General features: G+C 43.0%; 18 protein-coding genes. 11 read left to right on the top strand and 7 right to left on the bottom strand.

The window, feature by feature from the left end; genetic code table 11:
- Positions 1 to 204: 204 nt before the first annotated feature.
- The gene (locus tag LCH52_01680; protein MCA0387184.1) at positions 205 to 1038 is read left to right on the top strand and encodes a hypothetical protein; all 834 of its coding nucleotides are present in this window, start codon (positions 205 to 207) and stop codon (positions 1036 to 1038) included.
- A gap of 97 nt (positions 1039 to 1135) precedes the next feature.
- Here the strand turns inward: LCH52_01680 and LCH52_01675 are convergent, their stop codons facing one another.
- Positions 1136 to 1945, bottom strand: coding sequence for a hypothetical protein (locus LCH52_01675; protein ID MCA0387183.1), 810 nt, complete (start codon positions 1943 to 1945; stop codon positions 1136 to 1138).
- Between the two features lie 136 nt (positions 1946 to 2081).
- Between LCH52_01675 and LCH52_01670 the strand changes: the two genes are divergently transcribed.
- From LCH52_01670 to LCH52_01660, 3 genes are read left to right on the top strand one after another with little or no spacing between them, the layout of a single operon-like run.
- Entirely contained in the window at positions 2082 to 2927 is an 846-nt protein-coding gene (locus LCH52_01670) for a hypothetical protein (GenBank protein ID MCA0387182.1), read from the top strand.
- A gap of 52 nt (positions 2928 to 2979) precedes the next feature.
- Positions 2980 to 3306 (top strand): hypothetical protein, encoded by a 327-nt coding sequence (locus LCH52_01665; protein ID MCA0387181.1) that lies wholly within the window; start codon positions 2980 to 2982, stop codon positions 3304 to 3306.
- Positions 3303 to 3521, top strand: coding sequence for a hypothetical protein (locus LCH52_01660; protein MCA0387180.1), 219 nt, complete (start codon positions 3303 to 3305; stop codon positions 3519 to 3521). Before LCH52_01665 ends, LCH52_01660 begins: the two co-directional genes overlap by 4 nt.
- Here the strand turns inward: LCH52_01660 and aat are convergent.
- Genes aat through LCH52_01645 form a run of 3 tightly spaced genes read right to left on the bottom strand, consistent with a single transcriptional unit; the run spans position 3518 to position 5388 of the window.
- Complete coding sequence (aat, locus tag LCH52_01655; protein MCA0387179.1) at positions 3518 to 4075, bottom strand: leucyl/phenylalanyl-tRNA--protein transferase; 558 nt, start codon at positions 4073 to 4075, stop codon at positions 3518 to 3520. The genes LCH52_01660 and aat overlap by 4 nt on opposite strands.
- Positions 4076 to 4112: 37 nt before the next feature.
- Positions 4113 to 4583 (bottom strand): DUF2721 domain-containing protein, encoded by a 471-nt coding sequence (locus tag LCH52_01650; protein MCA0387178.1) that lies wholly within the window; start codon positions 4581 to 4583, stop codon positions 4113 to 4115.
- 10 nt (positions 4584 to 4593) lie between these two features.
- Positions 4594 to 5388 carry a YIP1 family protein gene (locus tag LCH52_01645; protein ID MCA0387177.1) on the bottom strand — a complete coding sequence of 265 codons (795 nt, stop codon included), beginning with the start codon at positions 5386 to 5388 and terminating at the stop codon, positions 4594 to 4596.
- A 338-nt stretch (positions 5389 to 5726) separates the two neighbouring features.
- Between LCH52_01645 and LCH52_01640 the strand changes: the two genes are divergently transcribed.
- Positions 5727 to 7589, top strand: coding sequence for a carboxypeptidase regulatory-like domain-containing protein (locus LCH52_01640; protein MCA0387176.1), 1863 nt, complete (start codon positions 5727 to 5729; stop codon positions 7587 to 7589).
- 237 nt (positions 7590 to 7826) lie between these two features.
- Entirely contained in the window at positions 7827 to 10793 is a 2967-nt protein-coding gene (locus LCH52_01635; protein MCA0387175.1) for a PAS domain S-box protein, read from the top strand.
- 27 nt (positions 10794 to 10820) lie between these two features.
- Here LCH52_01635 and LCH52_01630 read toward each other — a convergent pair whose 3' ends face one another.
- On the bottom strand, positions 10821 to 11684 hold the full coding sequence (locus LCH52_01630) for a lytic transglycosylase domain-containing protein (protein ID MCA0387174.1): 864 nt from the start codon (positions 11682 to 11684) through the stop codon (positions 10821 to 10823).
- 83 nt (positions 11685 to 11767) lie between these two features.
- Here LCH52_01630 and rpiA point away from each other — a divergent pair, with 83 nt between their 5' ends.
- Positions 11768 to 12514, top strand: a complete 747-nt coding sequence (gene rpiA, locus LCH52_01625; GenBank protein ID MCA0387173.1) for a ribose-5-phosphate isomerase RpiA — start codon at positions 11768 to 11770, stop codon at positions 12512 to 12514.
- On the opposite strand, the gene LCH52_01620 is transcribed toward rpiA, so the two are convergent.
- Positions 12492 to 13499, bottom strand: a complete 1008-nt coding sequence (locus LCH52_01620; GenBank protein MCA0387172.1) for a response regulator — start codon at positions 13497 to 13499, stop codon at positions 12492 to 12494. The two genes, rpiA and LCH52_01620, sit on opposite strands and share 23 nt — an antisense overlap.
- Before the next feature lie 142 nt (positions 13500 to 13641).
- Here LCH52_01620 and LCH52_01615 point away from each other — a divergent pair, with 142 nt between their 5' ends.
- Together LCH52_01615 and LCH52_01610 are read left to right on the top strand one after the other, a co-directional pair.
- Positions 13642 to 15873: a TonB-dependent receptor gene (locus LCH52_01615; GenBank protein MCA0387171.1), complete on the top strand. Its 2232-nt coding sequence runs from the start codon at positions 13642 to 13644 to the stop codon at positions 15871 to 15873.
- Positions 15870 to 16823: a DUF4249 domain-containing protein gene (locus LCH52_01610; protein ID MCA0387170.1), complete on the top strand. Its 954-nt coding sequence runs from the start codon at positions 15870 to 15872 to the stop codon at positions 16821 to 16823. The genes LCH52_01615 and LCH52_01610 overlap by 4 nt, the downstream gene beginning before the upstream one ends.
- Before the next feature lie 223 nt (positions 16824 to 17046).
- Here the strand turns inward: LCH52_01610 and LCH52_01605 are convergent, their stop codons facing one another.
- The gene (locus LCH52_01605) at positions 17047 to 18777 is read right to left on the bottom strand and encodes a T9SS type A sorting domain-containing protein (protein ID MCA0387169.1); all 1731 of its coding nucleotides are present in this window, start codon (positions 18775 to 18777) and stop codon (positions 17047 to 17049) included.
- A gap of 152 nt (positions 18778 to 18929) precedes the next feature.
- Between LCH52_01605 and LCH52_01600 the strand changes: the two genes are divergently transcribed.
- Together LCH52_01600 and LCH52_01595 are read left to right on the top strand one after the other, a co-directional pair.
- On the top strand, positions 18930 to 19601 hold the full coding sequence (locus tag LCH52_01600; GenBank protein ID MCA0387168.1) for a response regulator transcription factor: 672 nt from the start codon (positions 18930 to 18932) through the stop codon (positions 19599 to 19601).
- Positions 19594 to 20997 (top strand): HAMP domain-containing histidine kinase, encoded by a 1404-nt coding sequence (locus tag LCH52_01595; GenBank protein ID MCA0387167.1) that lies wholly within the window; start codon positions 19594 to 19596, stop codon positions 20995 to 20997. The genes LCH52_01600 and LCH52_01595 overlap by 8 nt, the downstream gene beginning before the upstream one ends.
- Positions 20998 to 21033: the final 36 nt, after the last annotated feature.

The following is a 21033-nucleotide window of genomic DNA, read 5'->3' as shown; positions in this document are numbered from 1 at the left end:
TTAAATTATGAAAATATTTGGATATTATGGTGTGATTACGCATCTGATTTGAATGGTATGGCGCGATTTGTTGAAAATAAAAGCCGCAAAAAAGCCCTTATACCTCGTTAATTGCTTATTTTTGCAAGTGAAATCAGTTCCGGTTTTAAGGAACAGGTATAAATCAAAATCAAAACTGATATTTACTTTATCTATTTGTGAAATATGACAGACAAAAAAAGAAAATTGTGGATTTGGTGGGTGGTTGCGGCAGTTCTTATGCTGGTTACCGGTTACTACCAAAGGGTAACGGGACCAACCTACGATAAAAAAATTACCTTCACATTTGAGGGACAGGAATACAAGGTAAAGCTTCCCCGTTCTCACGGAGATGACACCGACTGCCCTGTCATCCTCCCGGTTTCCGATACTTCAATCACGGCGAAACTTCTCTACCGGAGATTCAATATGAATGAGGAGTACAAGGAAGTAAATTTTGAAAGAAAAGACACGACACTTCTGGCATTCCTCCCTAAACAACCGCCTGCTGGAAAGCTTGAATATTCAATTGTGCTGCAGACAAAGGGGAAGGAACCCCAGGATATCACGGGGCATGAAACAGTTGTAATCCGCTTCAAGGGGCATGTGCCACTTTGGATAGTGCTGGTTCATGTTCTCTTTATGTTTGCCGGGATGTTCATGTCGAATATAACGGGATTTTATGCTTATCTGAAGCACCCGTCATTTACAAAATTTGCCCTGATTACCACGATGGTTCTCTTCATCGGCGGGCTGATACTGGGTCCTGTTGTGCAAAAATATGCATTCGGAGTCTTTTGGTCGGGAATCCCCTTTGGATGGGATTTGACCGACAACAAACTGCTCTTTTCCTTCCTGTTCTGGCTGGGAGCGTGGGTTTTCAGTATTAAAAAACCCCGTTACTGGCTGGGAATTGTAGCTTTGATCGTACTTCTGGCGATGTATTACATTCCTCACAGTGCCATGGGTTCGGAATTTGACTATAAAAACAATAAACTCGGAACCTCAAAAACTTTGTAGTCTTTCATGGTAATCAGTTTGAATAGAAGGTTGAAGGATGACGGGAATACCGCCCTGTCATCCTTCAATTAAATTGCGGGTTTCAAAAACGGAAAAATCAGAGAGATATTGAAATTGTATCAAGCTTCCATTCGTTTTTTTGAAGCGTAAAAACCGCAAGAAACATTACCGGTCTGGCAAATTTGACCGATACAAAGCTCCCCACTTTGACGGCAAGATTTCCTGATTTTGAAGAAAAATCTTTCAATTCCTTGACTTTGGAGACATTTCGAAACTCTTTAAGTGCATTTAGCAGCCCTTCTGCTTCCTTATGACTTTTCCCGTTAATTATTCCAACGAAACCATCTGAAATATCTTTTCCATCGAGTTTTCCTCCGTAGAGGCGGTTTATAAAGTCTTTGTAAAAGCCGTCGAAACCGGGAGTTGATTTTTCCTTTTGCGAAACTGCAATGTGCCTTACATTTTTTTCATCGAACGGTTGAAATTTATCATCGGTCTCATTGCCTCCGTCAAATATTGCCTTGTAATCAGTTCCTTCTTTTTTCCAGACGGTGTAAAACCTTCCGCTGGAAATGACTGAACTGTCACTTCTCCTTTTCAGGTTATATACACCCGTCGAAAAAGCAATCTCCCCGTCTTCTGGGGCAATTATATGATCCGGATACCAAACCAGAGTGTTCTTCTCCTCACCGCTTCTCTTTTCATAGAGGGGTTTACCATCAACGAGCGTATCTTCGTCATACATCTTGCACGAATCGGAAAGAAATGCAAGAAATGATGTTTTTATACCGGATTTCACACTAAGTGCGGAAAAGGCGAGTTCTGTTTTCATCACCTGGTGAAAAACAGACTGGGGGTATGCCGGCAACACCAAAACAGCCAAAAGAAGAAAACTTACATGCTTCATAAAACTCCTCAAAAAATGTCAGGCAATAATAACTACCGCTTGTCAAAAAATAAAATCGGGCATCACAATATTTCGAATTAACCACTTAATATTGATAATTTTGCAGTGCAGATTTTAAATTTGGAGAATAACAACAATGAAATACAGATTAGTACTTCTTTTTACAGTTTTAACAAGTTCCATGGCTTTTGCCCAAAATGACGACTGGTGGGAATTTGACGACTGGACATTTGATTTTGGCTGGAGTCATAAAAAGCCATACATCTCCCTGTCATACGGAATGGCAGAGAACACATACTTCGGATTACCCGGGTCGATTGCAAATACCGGCTCGATAGAGGCAAAGCTCGGTTATTCAAGCACTACATCCAATCCATGGAGAGCCCCTTTTGAAAAACAATCCGGATTATTTTTCGGAAAACATGCCTACAATATCGGTAGCTCGACAGATGGAAGCAAAATACAGACTACCGCCTGGAAGTTCGGATTTGATGCATCATCGGGAATTGCATACGATGCGGGAAGTCTTAAGATAATTCCATATAACTCCCGCGGCATGCAGTGGTCGTATATGACAGTCGACACTTTTAATATTACCGGGAAAGCCCGGGAAACAATGGACCTCTATAATGAAGCTATAAGATTTGGGAACAGATTTGAAGGCGGTCTAAAGTTTAGAGTCAACGAGACTTTGGAGCTTGGAGCCGGCTGGCAGAGATCGATTGTTTATCCGAGAACCATGTTCTGGTACTGGGCAGGCAGTTCCATTATCGAAGAGATAGGACACGGTTTGATTGATGAATTTGTGGCAAGAATACACAAGTCTTCTCCCGGAGCCACCCCAATAGTTTATTTTCTTTTGAAAAATGCACTCTCATACGGTGCATATGAGCTCAGACAAGAGAAGATGAACTGGCCCTTCGATACAGAAGCCCCCTTCTTCTCTGATGCATACAGAGTAACTCTCACCTGGATTTTCTGATTTTTATAATTGACGGCGGTTCTCTAATTTTGAATATTAATTATTTAAGGTTATGAACCGCCGACACCAAACCGTCATATCAGTTTTACTCATTCTCTTTTTAGCTGGATGTGCTTCAGTTCCACAGACCCGTCCGGGTGATGTGAAGGACTACAATTCCTTCACGGAAGCTTTTGCTTTTGCATATTCACAAAACAAAATTGAAGACGGCCTGTTTTTAAAGGAGAATTTCAGAGAGCATTACAAACTCATGATTGAGAAGCTTGTAACCGCTCTTACAAATCCGGAAGTTACAAAACTTGAACGGGAAGCCGCAACGGAACTCTTTTACTGGGCGGAATCGTTAGGCAGATTAAAGGAATACAAGGAAATAAAATGATTTCAGAAGAACTGTTAAGTATTATGTGCTGTCCCGAAACAAAAGCCGACCTCGTTCTCGAGGGTGACTTTCTGGTTTCAACCGATAAAAATACCCGTCGCAGGTACAGAATAGAGAACGACATCCCCGTTATGCTGATTGACGAGTCGGAAGTGCTTGAAGTGGAGGAGTGGGAAAGGATTATGAAAAAACACGGCAGGATAACCGCAGACTAAAGAAATCCGGTACGGGTCGCGAGTGCCTTGTGAAGGAGGTGGTTATAGTCATCTTCAGGTACCTCTACAGCCCCGAACATTTTCAGATGCGGATTCATCAGTTGCACATCCAGCAGAACAAAACCCCTTTTGATCAAACGGTTTATTAGAAAAGTCAGGGCTATTTTCGAGCCCTGACTTTTCTTTGTAAACATCGACTCACCAAAAAAAGCACCCCCAAGGCAGATGCCGTAAAGGCCTCCGAGCAGGTCATCAGACTGAAACACCTCGTAAGTATAGAGATAGCCCATCTCGAAAAGATTTCTGTATGCGTCTTTTAACGGAGCGTTTATCCAGGTTTCTTCCCTGTCGGCACAGCCGTCGATAACCCGGTCGAAATCATCGTTGATCCTGATCTCAAATGTTCCCGTTCTAACTGTTTTTTTCAGCGATCTTGGTATGTTGAAGTTATCCAGAGGAATTATCGCTCTCGATTTCGGAATATACCAGTTTACCTCCGGAGAGTCCTTGCTTTCTGCCATGGGAAAAGCCCCCATCGAATAAAGCCTGATCATATTCTCCGGGGAAAGGTATTCTTCCTCTGTCATCCGTTTATTCGTCCGCCTTCAATTCAAAACTGACTATTTCATATCCTTTAATCGATTCTCTGGCAGCGAAGGTAATTCCAGCAAGCACAATGGTCATCCCGAGAACAAAGAAAACTATCGAGATAATACCGAAATTCAGCAGTTCTGTTTTGGTGACAACCATACCGATTCCGATCCAGATCGAAGTGATTACAAAGCAACCCACTCCGACTGAATAGCATACCACGGCATTTTTTACGAGTGATAGCCGGATAATGAGTGAGTTGAGTTGCACCGAAATGCTTTTCAGTCGAATCTCATCAAAATACTCGAATTCCTTCGTGTCTGCCGCTTTTGCGTATCTCCTCTTTTCTTCATTTAGCGCTCTGATCCTGTTGACCACGAGCGAATATTTGTTGTTCATACCGAGGATAAGCAAACCGCAGGCGGAAATCATGATTCCCGGTGCCAGCATCGCCTGGATAAGTGAAGCCACCTGTTCCATGTCACAACCCGAAACTTTGCAATCCTGGGAAAGCCATGCTTAATGAACCAAGAATCAGATAGAAAGCAACAAGTACCCCGATTGAAAAAATCACATATTTGTTTGTCTCTTGCGAATTGGAGAGCTTTGCCATTCCAATTCCCGTGAGATAGCAACTGAAAAGCTTGAATGGATCGAGTATCGCCAGGAAGCTTTTTTCGGGTCCTTTCTCAATACCGAGAAATGTAGCAAGGGAGGTATCTGCATACATGGTCGAGAGAAGGAGTGTAAGAATTGTCGTGATCACCATTCCCGCAAGAGGTATTAAAGCCGGCAGAGAGTATGCCACCATCATCCCTTTGTAATTAATGGGTGAATGAAGGATCAGTTTTGCGAGTGCCAGGTAGATCGCGGCAGCAATAAAAAACATAATGAAACCACCGATAAAAATCGGTATTCCCATGAAGACATAACCAAGCGGTCCGCTCATCATGTTCTTTTGCTGTTCCATGAGTTCATCCATTTTCCTTATTTCATCCGCACTCTTGTTTTCTTTTTTAAGTTGTTCAAGAGTTTGTGCCTTCTGCTTCGCCCACAGATCAGCCTTTACCTGAGGATCAGTAAATTTCAGTATGGTGAAGAGTACGGCTCCTGCGAGCAGGATTAACAAGGGGACAAGCCAGTCGGATGTTTTTATTTCAAATTTTGCGATCGACTCAAAAGTTGAAGCAGGGCTTGTTATTACGCCTGTTATTTTGTCGCCAAAAGAAAGTTCTTCGGGTTGAAATTCGTCTTCCCGTTCAAATTCGTTTTCCATTTCAGTCTCTGATTGATTAAAAAAAGAAAAAATAAGGCTAAAGCCAATGGCAAAAATATGAAATTAACCTTTAGAAGTCAGCATTTTCAGTATGATCGGGAAAAGTGAATATAATAATGGTAAATTCACCGACAAAAAAGGGCATTTTATCGAAAAAAGGGGAGATTGAAGCAGATTTAAGAAAGGTTTTTCTGCTGAATCACGGCAAAAAAAGAAATAAATGTGTAATTTTACCTCCCCAAAAAAGTTTGATAATTTTTTAAACCCTTGTCCGGTTTAAGATGTCCAAGTTTAAGGATTGGCAGTTTATTTTTTTTAACCAACTTATAAGGAGTCTTATGCGTCAAAAACTTGCAACTTTCATGCTTGCAGTATTTGTGTTCGCGACAATTCCGGTGTTCTCGCAACTGGCACCACCGGATAGTTTAAAGGCAACCGAGGGTGGCGCAAGTCATCATGGCAAGTTCGTAAGTCTTGTCTGGAAATATGCACCCCCAACACCCGGCAACTATGTCCGTTTTAAAGTATTCAAGAAACATGCGGACAGTACTAATTTTGTAGTTATCGCTTCCAACCTTTGGGATAAAAGGTTTAGTGACACACGGGTACTCCCCGGAGCTACATATCAGTATTTCGTTGTGGCTTATACAAATGCAGCAACAAGTGATCCTTCAAACACAGTAGAAATCACTCTGGCACCACCGCCACCTCCACCGGCTTATGCTAAAATCACAGGAACTGTTCTTAATGCAACAGGTGCTCCTTTGAAAGATGCATTTGTAAAGGTGTTTTCACAAACATCCAATTACATGCGTTCAGCAAAAACCAAAACAGATGGAACATTCTCATTAACCGTCTTAACCGGCACATATTTTGTACAGACCACGAAGCCGGGCTATATCTCTGAATATTATGACAATGTTACCTCTTTTGCAAATGCAACACCTGTGGTACTGGCAGAGGGCGATTCCGTTAATCTCGCCATTGATCTTGCAACCTTCGTTCCGCCGGCAACATATACCCTCACCGGTACAGTTACCAACGATCAGGGTGCTGCTCAGAGGGCTGAGATTTATGTTTACAAAGTGAGGTTGAACAACTATCATTACATGGTGAAAAGAACCCACACCGACAGTCTTGGCAACTACTCCGTGCCTGTTAAAGAAAATGACACCGTTATTGTTTATGCAAAGGCTCCCGGATTTGCCTATTTCCCCGAGTTCTACAACAATAAAAGAGTCATAACTGAAGCGGATAAAATCGGAATCAGCGGAAATGTTACCGGCATCGATTTCGTAATGGATCCTCTTCCTGTCTATGCAAATGGCATCAGCGGAACCGTTGTGGATACAGTCGGTACTCCTGTACCGGGATATGTTTCCGCTTACAGAGTTGAAGGGAATCTCTTCGGACAGAAGCATTATGCAGTGCATACCGATTCACTCGGTAGTTATGCATTCGCAAATCTCGTCCCCGGTGAGTATATTCTTTTTGTAAAACCACAAGGCAACTATAAACCAACCTACTTCAGATATGACGGAGCTCAGGCTTACAGAAGAAGTCAGGCTGATTCGGTAGTTGTTGACGAAACAACTCTCATTTCGAATATCAACTTTACGGTTCGTGCAAGACCCGACAGTGGTTTTGCTTGGATATCGGGTAAGGTGATGGCAGGATTGACCGAAGCTGCTTCAGAATCGTTTGTTTATGCAATCGATTCCGACAATGAAGTTGTGGCTTTCGCCATGACCGATAAAAACGGCAACTTCGTTCTCGACGGCGTTTTACCGGGTCAGTACACTGTCGTACCGGACAGACCTGATTTCATGAATGCTGTTACTGCAGTTGCAACAGTTGGTGCAAATAATTACAATCCGTTTGTAAATGTCAGACTGATGAATGATACTCCGTCTGATGTCACCGACGGTTCTGCAGTTACTGGCTACCACCTTGCACAAAACTTCCCGAACCCGTTCAACCCGACAACTACCATTCGCTATACAATTCCTGAAGCAGGTGTTGTTTCGATAAAAGTATACAACATACTTGGTAAAGAAGTTGGAACGATTGTTAACGGATTCCATCAGAGCGGAACATACAATGTTTCATTCGATGCTTCAAAACTCGCCAGCGGTGTTTATCTCTACAAGATCGAAGCCGGCAGCTTTAAGGCAACAAAGAAATTCACCCTGCTCAAATAAAAATCTGCAGGAATAAAACTCTTATCCGGGCTGCTTTGTTTTTCAGAGCAGCCCTTTTTTTATCTGTTTCATCGTGCAGGAGCTGTATTTCGTCTAAATTGCAATCGAATTGGAACAGTTTTACATATATTTCATTTGTAAAATTTGCAATCCGCAACCGGTGATTTGTTTCGTGACGGCTGTGATGGATGCAAAACCTGATTTAAGCTGAATCATCCAAACCGGAACACCATTAATATGAATATTCTCAAAGAAAAATTGTTGAAGTACCGTATAGCAATTATCCTTGGAACTGTGGCTGTTTGCATCTCCATTGTTTTTGGGTTTCTTCACTACAACAATGAAAAAAAGGATGTAATAAAGAGAAAATATTCAGAGTTGCAGGCTATTACCGACTACAAAATGGATATGATCTTGACCTGGTTGAAGGAGAGGACGAATAATGCGAAGTTCTTCAGGAGCAGTCCTCTGATGGGTAGCGAACTCTATCAGTTACAGCAAACTCCGGGGGACTCCTCCATCAGGGCGAAACTGGTTGAGAGGTTTGGCAGGGTAAAAACAAATTTTGGTTATCAGGACATTATTGTAATTGAAGAATCCGGTCAAATAATGGTTAAGACTGATTTATCCCGGAGCAGCGAAGCAGAACTGCAACATGAAATTAAGGATATTGATACTTCCAAAATAATTTCCTTCACAGCTATCTATAAATCCCGCTCGGACTCAAATTACCGTTTTGATTTTATTGTTCCTCTCGATAAAAGAGGGAACAGCAAAAGATTGTTTTTAGTGTTCAGGACAAATCCGGCAATTCACCTTTTCCCCATCCTCACAAAATGGCCTGTAAGTTCTCCGACCGGGGAATCCATAATTTCGACCACACATGGTGATTCAGTGACCTATCTAAGTCCCTTAAAATTTATGGAGGATGCACCATTAAATTTAAAAGTCAGTAATCAAATTGAGGATCGTCCGGTTGTAAAAGGAAGTAAAGGCTTTGAAGGCAGCTTTAAAGGGGTAGATTACCGGGGCAAAGAGGTGCTTTCGGTTATAAAAATAATCAGGGAGACAAACTGGATATTTACAGCGAAAGTGGATGTAGAAGAAGTTGTTTCAAATATTGAAAAAGACACCATCCTCCTTTCTGCGACAATTGGTTTATCACTGATGACACTTTTTATCAGTCTTGGCTACTATTTTTCATCAAAAAACAGCCGGTACCTGAGCACAATTCTAAAGAAGGAACAGGAACTTAACAAAATTGGTCAGGAGTATAAAACCATCTTTTACAGTATCGGAGATGGAGTAATAACGACAGACCCTGACGGTAAAATCAGACAGATGAATCAAAACGCAGAGCAGTTGACGGGGTGGAGTCTTGATTCAGTCAGGGGAGAAAATATTGAAACAGTTTTTCACATTTTGGATGATGCAACCCGTCATCACGCCAAAAATCCCGTTGAAGAAGTAATAAAAACAGGAGATGTGGTTAAATCGGTTGAGTATACACTGCTCAACACCAAAACGGGTGAGGAAATCCCCATCTCTCACAGTGCGTCACCAATTCATAATTTGGAAACCGGCGAAGTTACAGGTGTGGTTCTGGTTTTCAAAGACCGAACCGAGATAAGAAACCGGGAAAAACAACTCGCTCTTTCTGAAGAGAAATTTTCAAAGGCATTTTATACCTCTCCAGATGCCATCATGATTACAGAGCTGGTCTCCAGCAGGATTGTTGACTACAATCAGGGTCTTCTTGAAATAACCGGGCATGCTGAGGAGGAAGTGACGGGTAATACAGCGTTAAATCTGAGGCTTCTACCGACACCGGAATACAGGAACAGGCTCGCAGAGCACATCATGCAGAAGGGCAGTGCGACGAACATCCAGATTGAATTTAAGCACAAAGATGGTAGGACAAAGTACGGTTTGATGTCGGCAAGTGTTATCGAACTCAATGGAATGAAGTATTTCATCAGTATCACAAGAGACATCACCGACCGTGTCCATCTGGAAAAAGAACTCATGGAAGCAAAAGACAGGGCAGAAGAGGCAAACAGGGCTAAATCGAGCTTCTTCGCGAACATGAGTCATGAACTTCGTACTCCTCTCCACGGGGTGATGGGATTTACAGAGGTTCTCAAAGATATGGTGACGGATGAGGAAATTCTAAGTGTTGTTGAGTCGATACTTCGATCCGGAGTCAGATTGATGGGCACCCTTAATCTTATTCTTGACCTCGCTAGAGTGGAATCAGGCAAGGAGGAGGTCGAGGAGGAAAAATTGCGCCTCGCATCTGTCGTTGAAGAGGATTTCGAATCCTTCCGGGCTTTTGCGGAGGGGAAGGGGCTTGCTTTCAGGATTGTACACTCAGACCCGGAAGCCGGAGTGATTGCGGACAGAAGACTGCTCGACAGTATAGTAAACAACCTCGTAAATAATGCAATCAAGTTTACTCACCGGGGAGAAGTGAAGATAGAAACCGGGGTTCTCGAGATTGATGGAGACAAAAAGGCATTGATAAAAGTTTCGGATACCGGTATCGGAATTCCGGAAGATGCACAAAGTCTGATTTTTGATGAGTTTCGTCAGGCGAGCGAAGGATACGGCCGGCAGTTTGAAGGGACAGGTTTAGGACTCTCAATTGTAAAAAAATATATTGATCTCCTTGGGGGTAATATTGAATTACAAAGCCGGCTTGGATTCGGAACGGTTTTCACCATTACCCTTCCATGGTGTGAGATTGAGAATAGATCAAAGACTATGCAGGTGGATGAAATAAATACCGGCAAGAACGAAAATAAAACAACCACAGAAGGGAGGAAAAGAATTCTTTTCGTTGAAGATGATGATGCCTCCATCTGGTTTACCACCAAGGTACTCGAATCTGACTATGATATCGAAACTTATAGATCAGCTGAAAAGGCACTTAAACAGCTTGGAGACAAGGATTTTGATGCGTTTTTGCTGGATATCAATCTCGGACGGGGAATCTCAGGGATCGACTTCGTTCAGAAAATAAAAGACGACCCCAAATATTCAAAAATCCCCAAAGTGGCAATTACTGCTTATGCCATGTCGGGGCAGGAAGACATCTTTATCAAACACGGGTTTTCCCATTATCTCGCGAAGCCATTCTCCAAGGCAGAACTAAAGGAGTTTGTCGATTCGGTTTTTTCTCACGATTCCGGCGACCAGAATTGAATATTTGAAGTTTGACTCCTTTTCAACCTACGGGAGTTTGATGGTAACCGGCGAACCTTTTGCAGCGGTCAGTTTCGTGCCTCTGATCCATGGATTCAGGTAGCGCAAGGTTTTGTATGTTGTACCATTCTGGACTGCGTATGCTGCGAGGTCACTGATGGTCTCGGTTATTTGTATTTCCCTGCCTGCGTTCGGTTTCCAGTAGTCGTTCTCGTTCACGATGTAGCCATATTTTGCAGGATCTTCAAAAATCAGTTTCATGGCGGCAATTCTGGGGACATACTTCATTGTCTCATCGGGAAGGAGGAGATCGTAATATCCCCTCGTTTTTTGGGAAGCGATTCTCGTCTCCATGCCACCCATTCCACAGTTATACGAACCGGCAGCCGCTGCCCATGTACCAAATTTACCCTTTGCCATTTTCAGGTATCTTACCGCTGCCATGGCAGATTTTTCAGGGTCATATCTCTCGTCGATCTCCTGATTTATTTTCAATCCAAACTGACGACCAGTCTCGTCGAGGAACTGCCAGAATCCTGCAGCTTTTGCTGATGAAACAAGGTTGTCAAGTCCGCTTTCGACAACAGCAAGATATTTAAAATCTGTGGGGACACCCTCGCGGGTGAGGATTTCATCAAATTTTTTGAACCACTTCCCCGATCTCTTAAAATAGCGAAGCATCAGGTGCTCCTGTCTGCTCATAAGTATGATTTCGTTCTCAACTCTCTCCCTCACCTCAGGGTCTTCAAGGGGAACTCTTTCACCAAAAACAGTAATTTCGGAAGGCAGAACCGGATTAAAAACCCACGGTTTCGGGGTGTCAGTTATCTTTGATCCCGACAGGAACAAAGCGATAAGAAGAAGTGTAGAAAAGTTAAGAATTTTTTGCATTTTTACTCACAGAATTTAAATATGTAAACGGGTAATTCCGTATTTTTAGAAATCATTGTTGAAAATTTAAGTAACCGGTTACTATGACCAAAACTGATACTCTCAAAGAACTGGCAGCCCTCGCTTCACTGAAATATGTGAAAAGCGGCTACAAGGTTGGTTTGGGCACAGGCTCCACTGTAAAATTCGCTCTTGAACACCTGGCAAACAACCTAAAAAACGGTACACTAAAGAATATTGAGGGCATTGCGACCTCAAGTGCTACCGAAAAAATCGCTACTGAACTTGGAATTCCCCTGATTACTTTTTCACGGGTTACCACTCTTGATATCTATATCGACGGTGCTGACGAAGTCGACGGTGCATTCGACATGATAAAAGGAGGAGGCGGAGCACTCATAAGGGAAAAAATTGTTGCACAGAACTCAGGACTCAGGGTAATCATCGTTGACGAATCAAAACTTTCCGAGAAAATTGGAGAAAGATGGGCTGTGCCGCTTGAGGTTTTCCCGATGGCAGCAGCAGTAGAGGCTGAATACCTTAAAACCCTGAATGCTGTATCACAATTAAGACTTGACGCTTCCGGCGACCCCTATATAACCGATAACGGCAACTATATACTGGATACAAATTTTGGTGAGATACCGGATGCAAACAAACTCTCGAAACTTCTTGACTCAAGAGCCGGGATTGCAGGTCATGGCATATTTCATAACCTGGCAGATGTTATAATTGTTGCATCTGAAGTGGGTGTGAATGAAATCAGGTTCGGTGAAATTCATAAATTTGACAGCTTGTTTAAGGCTCTCAAGTATATGCGATCGAACTGATTTGCCGTAACCTGTTTCTAATCTGATCGTTTATTTCGCCTGCTTTATAACTCCTTATGCCTGCCTCCAGGTCCAGAGTTGCCTGTGGCATCGATGGCACGACTGCCTCGGCAGGGTCCTGCACAAATACCTGTCCGCCGACTGATTTTATTTTCGCTGCACCTGCTGATCCGTCGCACCCCATACCCGACAAAACCACACCCATCGATTTAATGCCGAACGAATTGGCAATCGAATAAAACAGAGGGTCAGCCGAAGGTCTTACGAAATTTATCAGTGGAGTGTCTTCGAGCCGGAAAGTGAGGCTGTTGCTTTCGATTGTCAGGTGGAAGTCACCGGGAGCGAGGTAGATTTTCCCCGGCTTCACCGGTTGTCTCTCATCGGGCAAAATTATTTCATGCTTCGTAAGATTCGCAAGGCTTTTTGCAAAAGTCTCAATCATCCAGTCAGGTCCGTGCTGAACAATGAAATAGCTTAATCTGCTGTCCAGAGTGAGGGTTTTCATAAACTCCACGAGAACAGCGGGACCACCGGTACTGGCTGCAATTCCGACTGCAGAAAAAGGGACAGACTGTCTGATCGCCGTCGCTTCGGGTATCCTGATTTTTACATTTCCCGATTCCTGTCTTTTGAATCCGTTGCTGACCATGTTCCTTACCACATCAGGAACCAGCGGCTTCTGAAGATAGAAGTCGGCGCCACACATCATTGCCCTCTCCCGGGCTCCTTCAATCGCGAGTGAAGTAATCAGAATGATAACCGGGCTCCCGATACGATGAAGCCTGATGGTCGAGGTGAGAATAATCCCGTCCATTAGGGGCATCATCCAGTCGGTAATTATCATATCAAAAGGTTCTGCCTGATGAAGCCTGAGAGCCTCTTCCCCGTTATTCGCCTTGAAAATCTGATAGCCGCAATCAGCAAGCACTGTTTTTAGTATCAGAATATTCGATTCTTCATCATCAACAACCAGAATTCTCTTCATTTCAATCTCTCGTAGAATGTATCAGGCAAAAATAAATAAAATCGGACGATTAACACTAAATTTTTACCATTCTCTTAAAAAAGGGTAAAAATGATTAAATTTGATAACAAAACTATTAAAATTAACAAAACAAGTCTCCCTTTTGACAAAGAACATCTCACTCAAGCAACTGGTTTTTGCCTCCTTGATTCTTCAGACTCTCCTCTTCTCACAAAGCACAGGTACTCTAAGAGGTTTTGTAACAGATTCAACGAACGGTAACTCCATTATTTCTGCAAATGTAATTCTTGTCGGCGCAAGCCGCGGGGCATCAACCGATTTGCAGGGATATTATTTTATCCCCGGTATCTCTACAGGGAAGCATACCATAAGAATTTCAAATATCGGATATATTACCCGTGAAGTTGAAGTGAGGATAATCAAAAACACGATTACTCAACTGAACATCGCCCTGATGCCGTCAGCAATCACTCTTGATGAAGTTTCGATCACGGGGACTCGAAGACCCGAACTTAACGACCCCTCCATAAGCATAGAGCAGATACCGCTCCAGCAGATCAAGTCGGTTCCCGCAGGAGTCGAAGCCGACATGCTCAGGGCACTAAAAGTATCGCCCGGGGTTACATCCACCGGGGACATTACTGCACGGTACTATGTCAGAGGAGGTGGAAGTGATCAAAATGCCGTTGTAATTAACGGATCGGTGCTTTATAACCCGTTTCATGCCCTTGGATTGTTTTCTGTAATCGATCCGGAGATGATCAAGATGCTCGAGTTTTACAAAGGGGGCTTCACCTCCGAATATGGCGGCAGACTCTCCTCGATTCTGAATGTAGTAACCCGTGACGGGAATAAAAACAGATTTGTCGGCACTGCGGCAGCGAGCACCATGTCGGGGAAAATGTCATTTGAGGGCCCGATTCCGGGCGGTTCATTCCTTTTTACCGGCAGAAAAAGTTACAGACCGGAAGCTGTACAGAAATTCCTGAACAACAGGGCTGCACCTTTTGAGTTTTACGATCTCTCCTTTAAGGTTAACTATTCAAATCCCGAATTTTATGAAAACGGCTGGTTTACAGTGCACGGCTTCTTCAGCGATGACAAAATTGAGAACAAAAATCTGGCAAAAGAGGACTATTACTTCAACAATTCAAGTTTTGGTTTGAACTGGTACCAGGTTTGGGCTTCCCCTCTCTACTCCAATATGTCGTTCACTTACACCACTTTCGAGGGGGAGGTGGTACCGAATCTGACAACTTCGAAACCGCGAAAAAACATCATTGCCGATTTCACAAGCAACTGGGATTTTACTTATATCTTTGACAGCAGGGATGAGCTGTGGGCAGGTTTTCACAATAAAATTCTCACTACCGAGTTGAAACTTACCAATCTGTTTGGCAGCAAGACCGAACTCAGGCAGCGCGGACTTGACATGGTAGCGTATGTAAAATACAAACTTCTCCGCTATGAAACTTTTAGAGTGGACGCCGGAATGCGGCTTAATGTTGTATCGGCATCGGAGAAGAGTCCGTTCTTTCTCGAGCCGAGGCTTAATGTTACCTGGGTGCCACTTCCAATTCTTGCCTTTCGACTCGGTGTCGGCAGGTTTTCGCAGAATCTCGTGACCCTCTCAAACGAGGAAGAGCTCATCTCGATTTTTGAACCGTGGGTGGTTGTGCCCGACTATCTTAAACCCGCTCAGGCAACCCACCTGATCGGTGGTATTGACTACTATCTGACCGAGTGGTGCAAGCTCTCGGTTGAGGGATATTACAAGGACATCGATAATCTCGTCGATATAAATGAATTGAAATATACAAATCTTGATCCCGATTTTGTTCAGGCAGACGGAAGATCATACGGCCTCGATTTCAGTTTCGATGTTTCGTTTCAGACCTTTTTCTTTAAAGGCTCCTATTCGCTTGGCTATTCTTTTAAAAAGAAAAACGGGATCGAGTTCAACCCAAGATATGACACAAGGCATACTGTTAATCTGCAAATCGGCTGGATATTCTGGGAAGGATGGCAGTTTAATGCAGTCTGGCGATTCTCCTCCGGTCTTCCATATACAGGTATTGCAGGTTTCTACGACAAGTGGAACATTATGGATCCGTGGAGTTCGTGGTATGCTCAGGGGATTTACGACCCTTCATACCTCTATGGTGCAAGAAACGCACAGAGGCTCCCTTCATATCACAGACTTGACCTGAGTCTGTCAAAATCGTTCAAATTGTTCTTTGCAAAAATTGATCTTGATGTAAGTCTTCTGAATGTCTATGACAGAAGGAACATCTTTTATTTTATTCGTGACACGGGTGAAAGAGTGGATATGCTCCCCTTCCTCCCGTCAGCTAGCATAAGGATTGAAATATGAAAATCACCGGACTGATCTTTATTGTCCTGATTTCTCTCTTAAACCTCTCCTGTGATGAGGAGTTTGCTCCTAAACTCCCGTTTGAAGAGAAGCTGTTTGTATATTCTTCGCTTAAGGGAGACTCGACAAAGCAGATAATTGTAGTCGCAAAAAGCTACGATGTTTCAAATTTTAATCCCTCCTCGAATACAATATCCCCCGAGATAGCCGGGTGTCTTGTGGAGGTTACACAGGATGGAGCCACATACCGGTTCCGCGATACGCTCATTGACAGGTCGGATTCCAATCGTTACGGGAAGAAAATGCCCGCATATGTATCCACTGAATTTAAACCGCAGGCGGAAAAACCGGTTACCGCAAAAATTGTCACTCCTGAGGGGAAGGTGCTGGAGGCTGTCACTGTTGTCCCGCCGCAGGTGTATGTGGAAAAATCGGTTTTTGCAATCGGTTACGACCGTAAGAATTCAATTGCGGGAAGATATACACTGCAATGGAGAACTCAGGACCTCTATTTGTATGTCCCCAAAATGGAGATATTTTACATGCGTGATGATAAGCCGGGGGTTTTCTCAATCGAGGTACCGACTGACTACCTTACCGTAAATAAACAACTTCAAATCGTCTATCCAACATTCAACACCAACAGATGGATCTCGTTTGATTACCGTGCAATCGACTCGACAATGGAGAAGATATCTGCGGGCTACGATTTCAAAGGGATGTTCAGGGTTCTTAGGGCTGAACTGAGACTTCTGGTTTATGATACAAATTTGGCAAAATACTACTCAAGTGTAAACGGATATCTCGATCCCTATTCAGTCAGACTCGATGAAAATGTCTTTACAAATGTGAAAGGCGGTCTGGGAGTCTTCGGTTCCTATATGCTTACCAGAGAGATATTGTTGTTTGACCTCGATTATGTCGACTCATTCGGTTACAGAGTGAGATGAATTTTTGAAGGCTGAAGAGAGAAGGCAGAGGGCTGAAGAGAGAAGGCAGAGGGCTGAAGAGAGAAGGCAGAGGGCTGAAGAGAGAAGGCTGAAAGTTTGAAATTATTCAGCTATCATCCTTCAACCCTCAGCCATAAAAAAAGAGGCTGCCCACTTTCATGAACAGCCTCAAATTCCAAAATATTACTGCATTACTGCATTATTGGATTACTGCATTATTGCATTACTTCATTAAGATCATTTTCTTGGTAGCAAGATTTACATTGTCGGAAACGAGTCTGTAGAAGTAGATTCCGCTTGGTACTGTATAACCGGCGGCGGCTCTGCTGTCCCACTGATATTTATATGTTCCGGGAGCAAGTTCCTGATTTACAAGGATGTTCACGAGTTCGCCTGCTGCGTTGAAGATTTCAAGACGCATGTTGGCTGTTTTTGCTACATTGAATGAAATCGTTGTAGTCGGGTTAAAAGGATTCGGGAAGTTCTGGTTTAGAGCGAACTCTGTTGGAACTCCTGATTCTTCTTTTTCAAGACCAACGATTCCCCACATTGCCTGATAATATCTCCAGAGTGTATCTGCGAGAGCGATATCTGTTGATTCTGACCAGTCTGTAAGAGTTGCATCAGTGATACCGAAAGCATAACCTGTACCTCTTGTTCCCTGACCGTTTCTATGGCATGAAACCGCACAGGTGTTAATCTGACCGCCGGTGACATTAGCATAAGTAATGGTCAGGTTTGGTCTGATTGGCATGAAGCTGTGGTTTGAAATGTCATAAGCTCTTGCAGTGGTGGCATTCTGAGTCATGTGGCAGTTAACGCACTGGCTGATTGACTGTGAATGTTTTGTGTGGTTGTTGATACCGCCAGTTTCAGCAGCTTTGTCAGCGTGGCATGAAACGCAACCGATACCCGGTGTAAGGGAGTTGAAATCCTGTTTCAACTGATGCGACTGAGCTGTTTCCTGATGAGGATCATGGCAGGTAACGCAGGTAATTCCAAAATTGGAGTTAAAGTGTTTGGCGTATTTGAAATCCATCGACTGCTGGTGGTGTTGTTTCGATGTTTTTCCATCGGGCCACAAGCCGCCTTTGTAAGTTACATATCCAGCGAGATCTTCGCCAACAGGATAGGTTTTACCGGTTACTTCATCATACGGATATTCGAAGACTTTACCCTTGCTGGTTCCTCTGAAATGGCACTGACCGCAAACATCAAGTTTTCTGTCGTATGAAAGGTCGGTAAGTTTGTTGACATGGCCCGGTCCTGCGAATGCAGAAGGATGTCCGTGGCATGATTCGCAACCAACAACTATATTGTCAGCGCTGCTGCTGTTTGCCCAGCCGTAAGTCCATGATGTGTCGGTGCCACTTACATTTACAGTAACTGTATTGGTGTTGTTACCCGGAACGACATGGCATCCGGCACAGTTTTTATCCCATGATTTTGCACGGAATACATTGTCCTGAGGTTTCAAGGCACCGGTTGATGTAAACCAGTTCTGCGGATTGTAAGCCGCCCAGTTTCCGGTGGAGTTGTCAAGATATTTCTTGAGGTTCCACTGTACGGGTGGAATATAATAGCTTAAGCCAATTTTTACGAGGTATCTCTGTTTCCAGCCACCACCGTAAGTGTAGTCAACTTTGTATTCAACTTGTGAGCCGCCAACAGGATTTAATTGTATAAAATAATCTGCTCCGGAGGTGCGGAAAGTAACGGTAGCGTTTCCATATGCAGCACCCATCGAGACGGTTTGTGAATAGTCACCTTTCATGGTCTCAGTCGAAGGGAGAAGATGGATTTTAGAGTGTAATGTCGCTTTCCACGAATTGAAGCCGGGGAAAGTACGGAGCGTTCCCTGATGACACATCTGGCAGGATTGTACTCCAACATAATTTTGTGCATTGGCTGCAAAAGTGAGTGCAACCAGCAACAGGGTTAGGATTCTTTTCATTATTTTTACCTCTTTATGAGAAATTGATCGCTTTCAATTCAAACTTAACTCTTTTTAAGATATCTGCATTATAAACAAATATGAAAAAATATTCATTTTTTATTCTCATCGTTATTAAATATGTTTTTGTGTCAATAACTGAAAATTATTAAATGAACATCCTTATCGTTGATGATGAAGAACAACTTACCCTCTCCCTGAAGAAACTTTTTCAGGAGGAAGGGCATAATGCAACCATCGCTTTTGACGGCGAAAGAGGGTGGGAATTGCTGCAAAACCTCAAGTTTGATATCATTATTCTCGACTGGGTGATGCCAAAACTGAACGGCATCGATCTCTGTCGCAGAATCCGGAAGGAAGGCATCTCGACCCCCATTATTCTTCTGACCGCAATGGGAAATGTCTCAAATGTTGTCGAGGGCCTCAACCACGGTGCAGACGACTACATCACAAAACCCTTCTCATTTGAAGAACTGATTGCAAGGGTGATGGCTGTCAGCAGAAGATACGACAAGACAAACGAGGTGATCCATTTCGATGTTTTCTCTCTCGATCTTCTTGCCCGCACACTTGAGTGTAGTGCCGGGAATATAAAACTCACCGAAAAAGAATTTGATATCCTTAAATTCTTTCTCGAGAACAGAAACAAACTCGTTTCAAAAGAAAACATTATCAAAGGGGTCTGGGGGCTCGATTTCATTCCCCAAACCAACTTTGTAGAAGCTTCAATAAAAAACATCAGAAAAAGACTCGCAGAGTTTTCTGAAAAGAAATTTATAAAAAATGTCTATGGTGAAGGCTATTTTTTCTCGGTTGATGAATAAAATCAGAAGCGTCTTTACTTTTTCTGTCAGAAACATCTTTTTTTGGATACTCTTCCTTTTCATCTCCTTTTTCATGATTTTTTCCGTCTTTTCGATTTTTTCGATCAGAAAAATTTTGCAAAACTCGGTGGACAACAGCTTAAGGCACGAAACTGAAAAACTTCTGAACACCCTCTCTTACGAAAACGATTCCATCAGGATTGTAAGCAATGTAGAGCTTGCCGAAAGGGATTTTCACGAAATCACACAGCACCCCTTCCTGCTTCAAATTTATGATTTGAACGGTAAAAACCTTCTTTTAAGCGAAAACATCGGTAAATTCAATCAAATCGAAAAGCCCCTTGCCGATCCGTTGGAACTTCCCCTCTACGATGATGTGGAAATCGGTGAAAACAATCTCCGGGTATATTACTCCGCAATCAATTCCAGGGAGGGCAAAAAAGCAATTCTGCAACTCTCGACACTTAACAACGAACTTTTTAGAAGGCTTGACGAATCGATCAAGTACCATGCACTCCTGATTTTTATCACTATTCTGGTTATAATTCCGGTCTCTGTTTACATCTCGCGAAGAACTTTTCGTCCGGTTAAGGAGATTGTGAATGTTGCAAAGTCGATTTCTGCAAACAATCTGAACGGCAGAATCGAAAACCAGGCTGAACCCGAAGACCCCATCGGCGGACTCCGCGACACTCTGAACCAGTTGTTCAACCGGCTCGAATTTGAGTTCTCACAAATAAGCGGCTTCAACAACAATGCCTCGCATCAGTTGATGAATCCCCTTACTGCCATGAAAACAGAAATTGAATTTGCAATGCGGCGGGAGAGAACCAAACAGGAATACATGGATGCTTTCAGGGTTCTCGATTCTCAAACGGAAAAAATGATTGCCATTGTTAAAAAACTTCTCACCCTCTCAAAAATTAAAATGGAGGGAGAGAAAAACGGCTCGATTATCAATCTGTCGAAAATCGTTGAAGATTCCGCAGGAAAAGACAATAAAAGAATTTTATCTGAAATCGAACACTCAGTGTTTGTGAAAGGCGATGCAGACCTCATTGCGATGGTTGTCGGGAATCTGGTCGAGAACGGTCTGAAATATTCGGATGAAAATGAAAAAGTTGTACTCGCTCTAAAGCGGGTAAACGGTACCGCATCCATTATTGTCGAGGATAACGGAATTGGAATCCCCGAAGAAGAGAGGGAAAAGGTCTTCACAAGTTTCTATCGGGCTACCAATGCTGAAAAATATGGCATTAACGGGTATGGACTTGGCTTATCCCTCGCTAAAACGATTATAAGCGGGTTTGATGGCAATATTTCACTTACCGACAATTCTCCCAAAGGAACAAAAATTACTGTTACTTTCCCTGCGATTAATGTGGAACAGGATTAATAATTTTTGTTTATCCGGTTTTATTATCGATTGAAA

The sequence above is a fragment of the Bacteroidota bacterium genome, from assembly GCA_020161395.1.
Lineage (GTDB): Bacteria > Bacteroidota > Ignavibacteria > Ignavibacteriales > Ignavibacteriaceae > UTCHB3.
This window is presented reverse-complemented; position numbering and strand designations above follow the sequence as displayed.

Coding starts and splice junctions, on each gene's coding strand:
- LCH52_01605 (MCA0387169.1), bottom strand. CDS start 18,777: ATGAAAAGAATCCTAACCCTGTTGCTGGTTGCACTCACTTTTGCAGCC.
- LCH52_01600 (MCA0387168.1), top strand. CDS start 18,930: ATGAACATCCTTATCGTTGATGATGAAGAACAACTTACCCTCTCCCTG.
- LCH52_01620 (MCA0387172.1), bottom strand. CDS start 13,499: ATGAAGAGAATTCTGGTTGTTGATGATGAAGAATCGAATATTCTGATA.
- LCH52_01640 (MCA0387176.1), top strand. CDS start 5,727: ATGCGTCAAAAACTTGCAACTTTCATGCTTGCAGTATTTGTGTTCGCG.
- LCH52_01645 (MCA0387177.1), bottom strand. CDS start 5,388: ATGGAAAACGAATTTGAACGGGAAGACGAATTTCAACCCGAAGAACTT.
- LCH52_01660 (MCA0387180.1), top strand. CDS start 3,303: ATGATTTCAGAAGAACTGTTAAGTATTATGTGCTGTCCCGAAACAAAA.
- aat (MCA0387179.1), bottom strand. CDS start 4,075: ATGATCAGGCTTTATTCGATGGGGGCTTTTCCCATGGCAGAAAGCAAG.
- LCH52_01635 (MCA0387175.1), top strand. CDS start 7,827: ATGAATATTCTCAAAGAAAAATTGTTGAAGTACCGTATAGCAATTATC.
- LCH52_01665 (MCA0387181.1), top strand. CDS start 2,980: ATGAACCGCCGACACCAAACCGTCATATCAGTTTTACTCATTCTCTTT.
- LCH52_01595 (MCA0387167.1), top strand. CDS start 19,594: ATGAATAAAATCAGAAGCGTCTTTACTTTTTCTGTCAGAAACATCTTT.
- LCH52_01670 (MCA0387182.1), top strand. CDS start 2,082: ATGAAATACAGATTAGTACTTCTTTTTACAGTTTTAACAAGTTCCATG.
- LCH52_01630 (MCA0387174.1), bottom strand. CDS start 11,684: ATGCAAAAAATTCTTAACTTTTCTACACTTCTTCTTATCGCTTTGTTC.
- LCH52_01680 (MCA0387184.1), top strand. CDS start 205: ATGACAGACAAAAAAAGAAAATTGTGGATTTGGTGGGTGGTTGCGGCA.
- LCH52_01675 (MCA0387183.1), bottom strand. CDS start 1,945: ATGAAGCATGTAAGTTTTCTTCTTTTGGCTGTTTTGGTGTTGCCGGCA.
- rpiA (MCA0387173.1), top strand. CDS start 11,768: ATGACCAAAACTGATACTCTCAAAGAACTGGCAGCCCTCGCTTCACTG.
- LCH52_01610 (MCA0387170.1), top strand. CDS start 15,870: ATGAAAATCACCGGACTGATCTTTATTGTCCTGATTTCTCTCTTAAAC.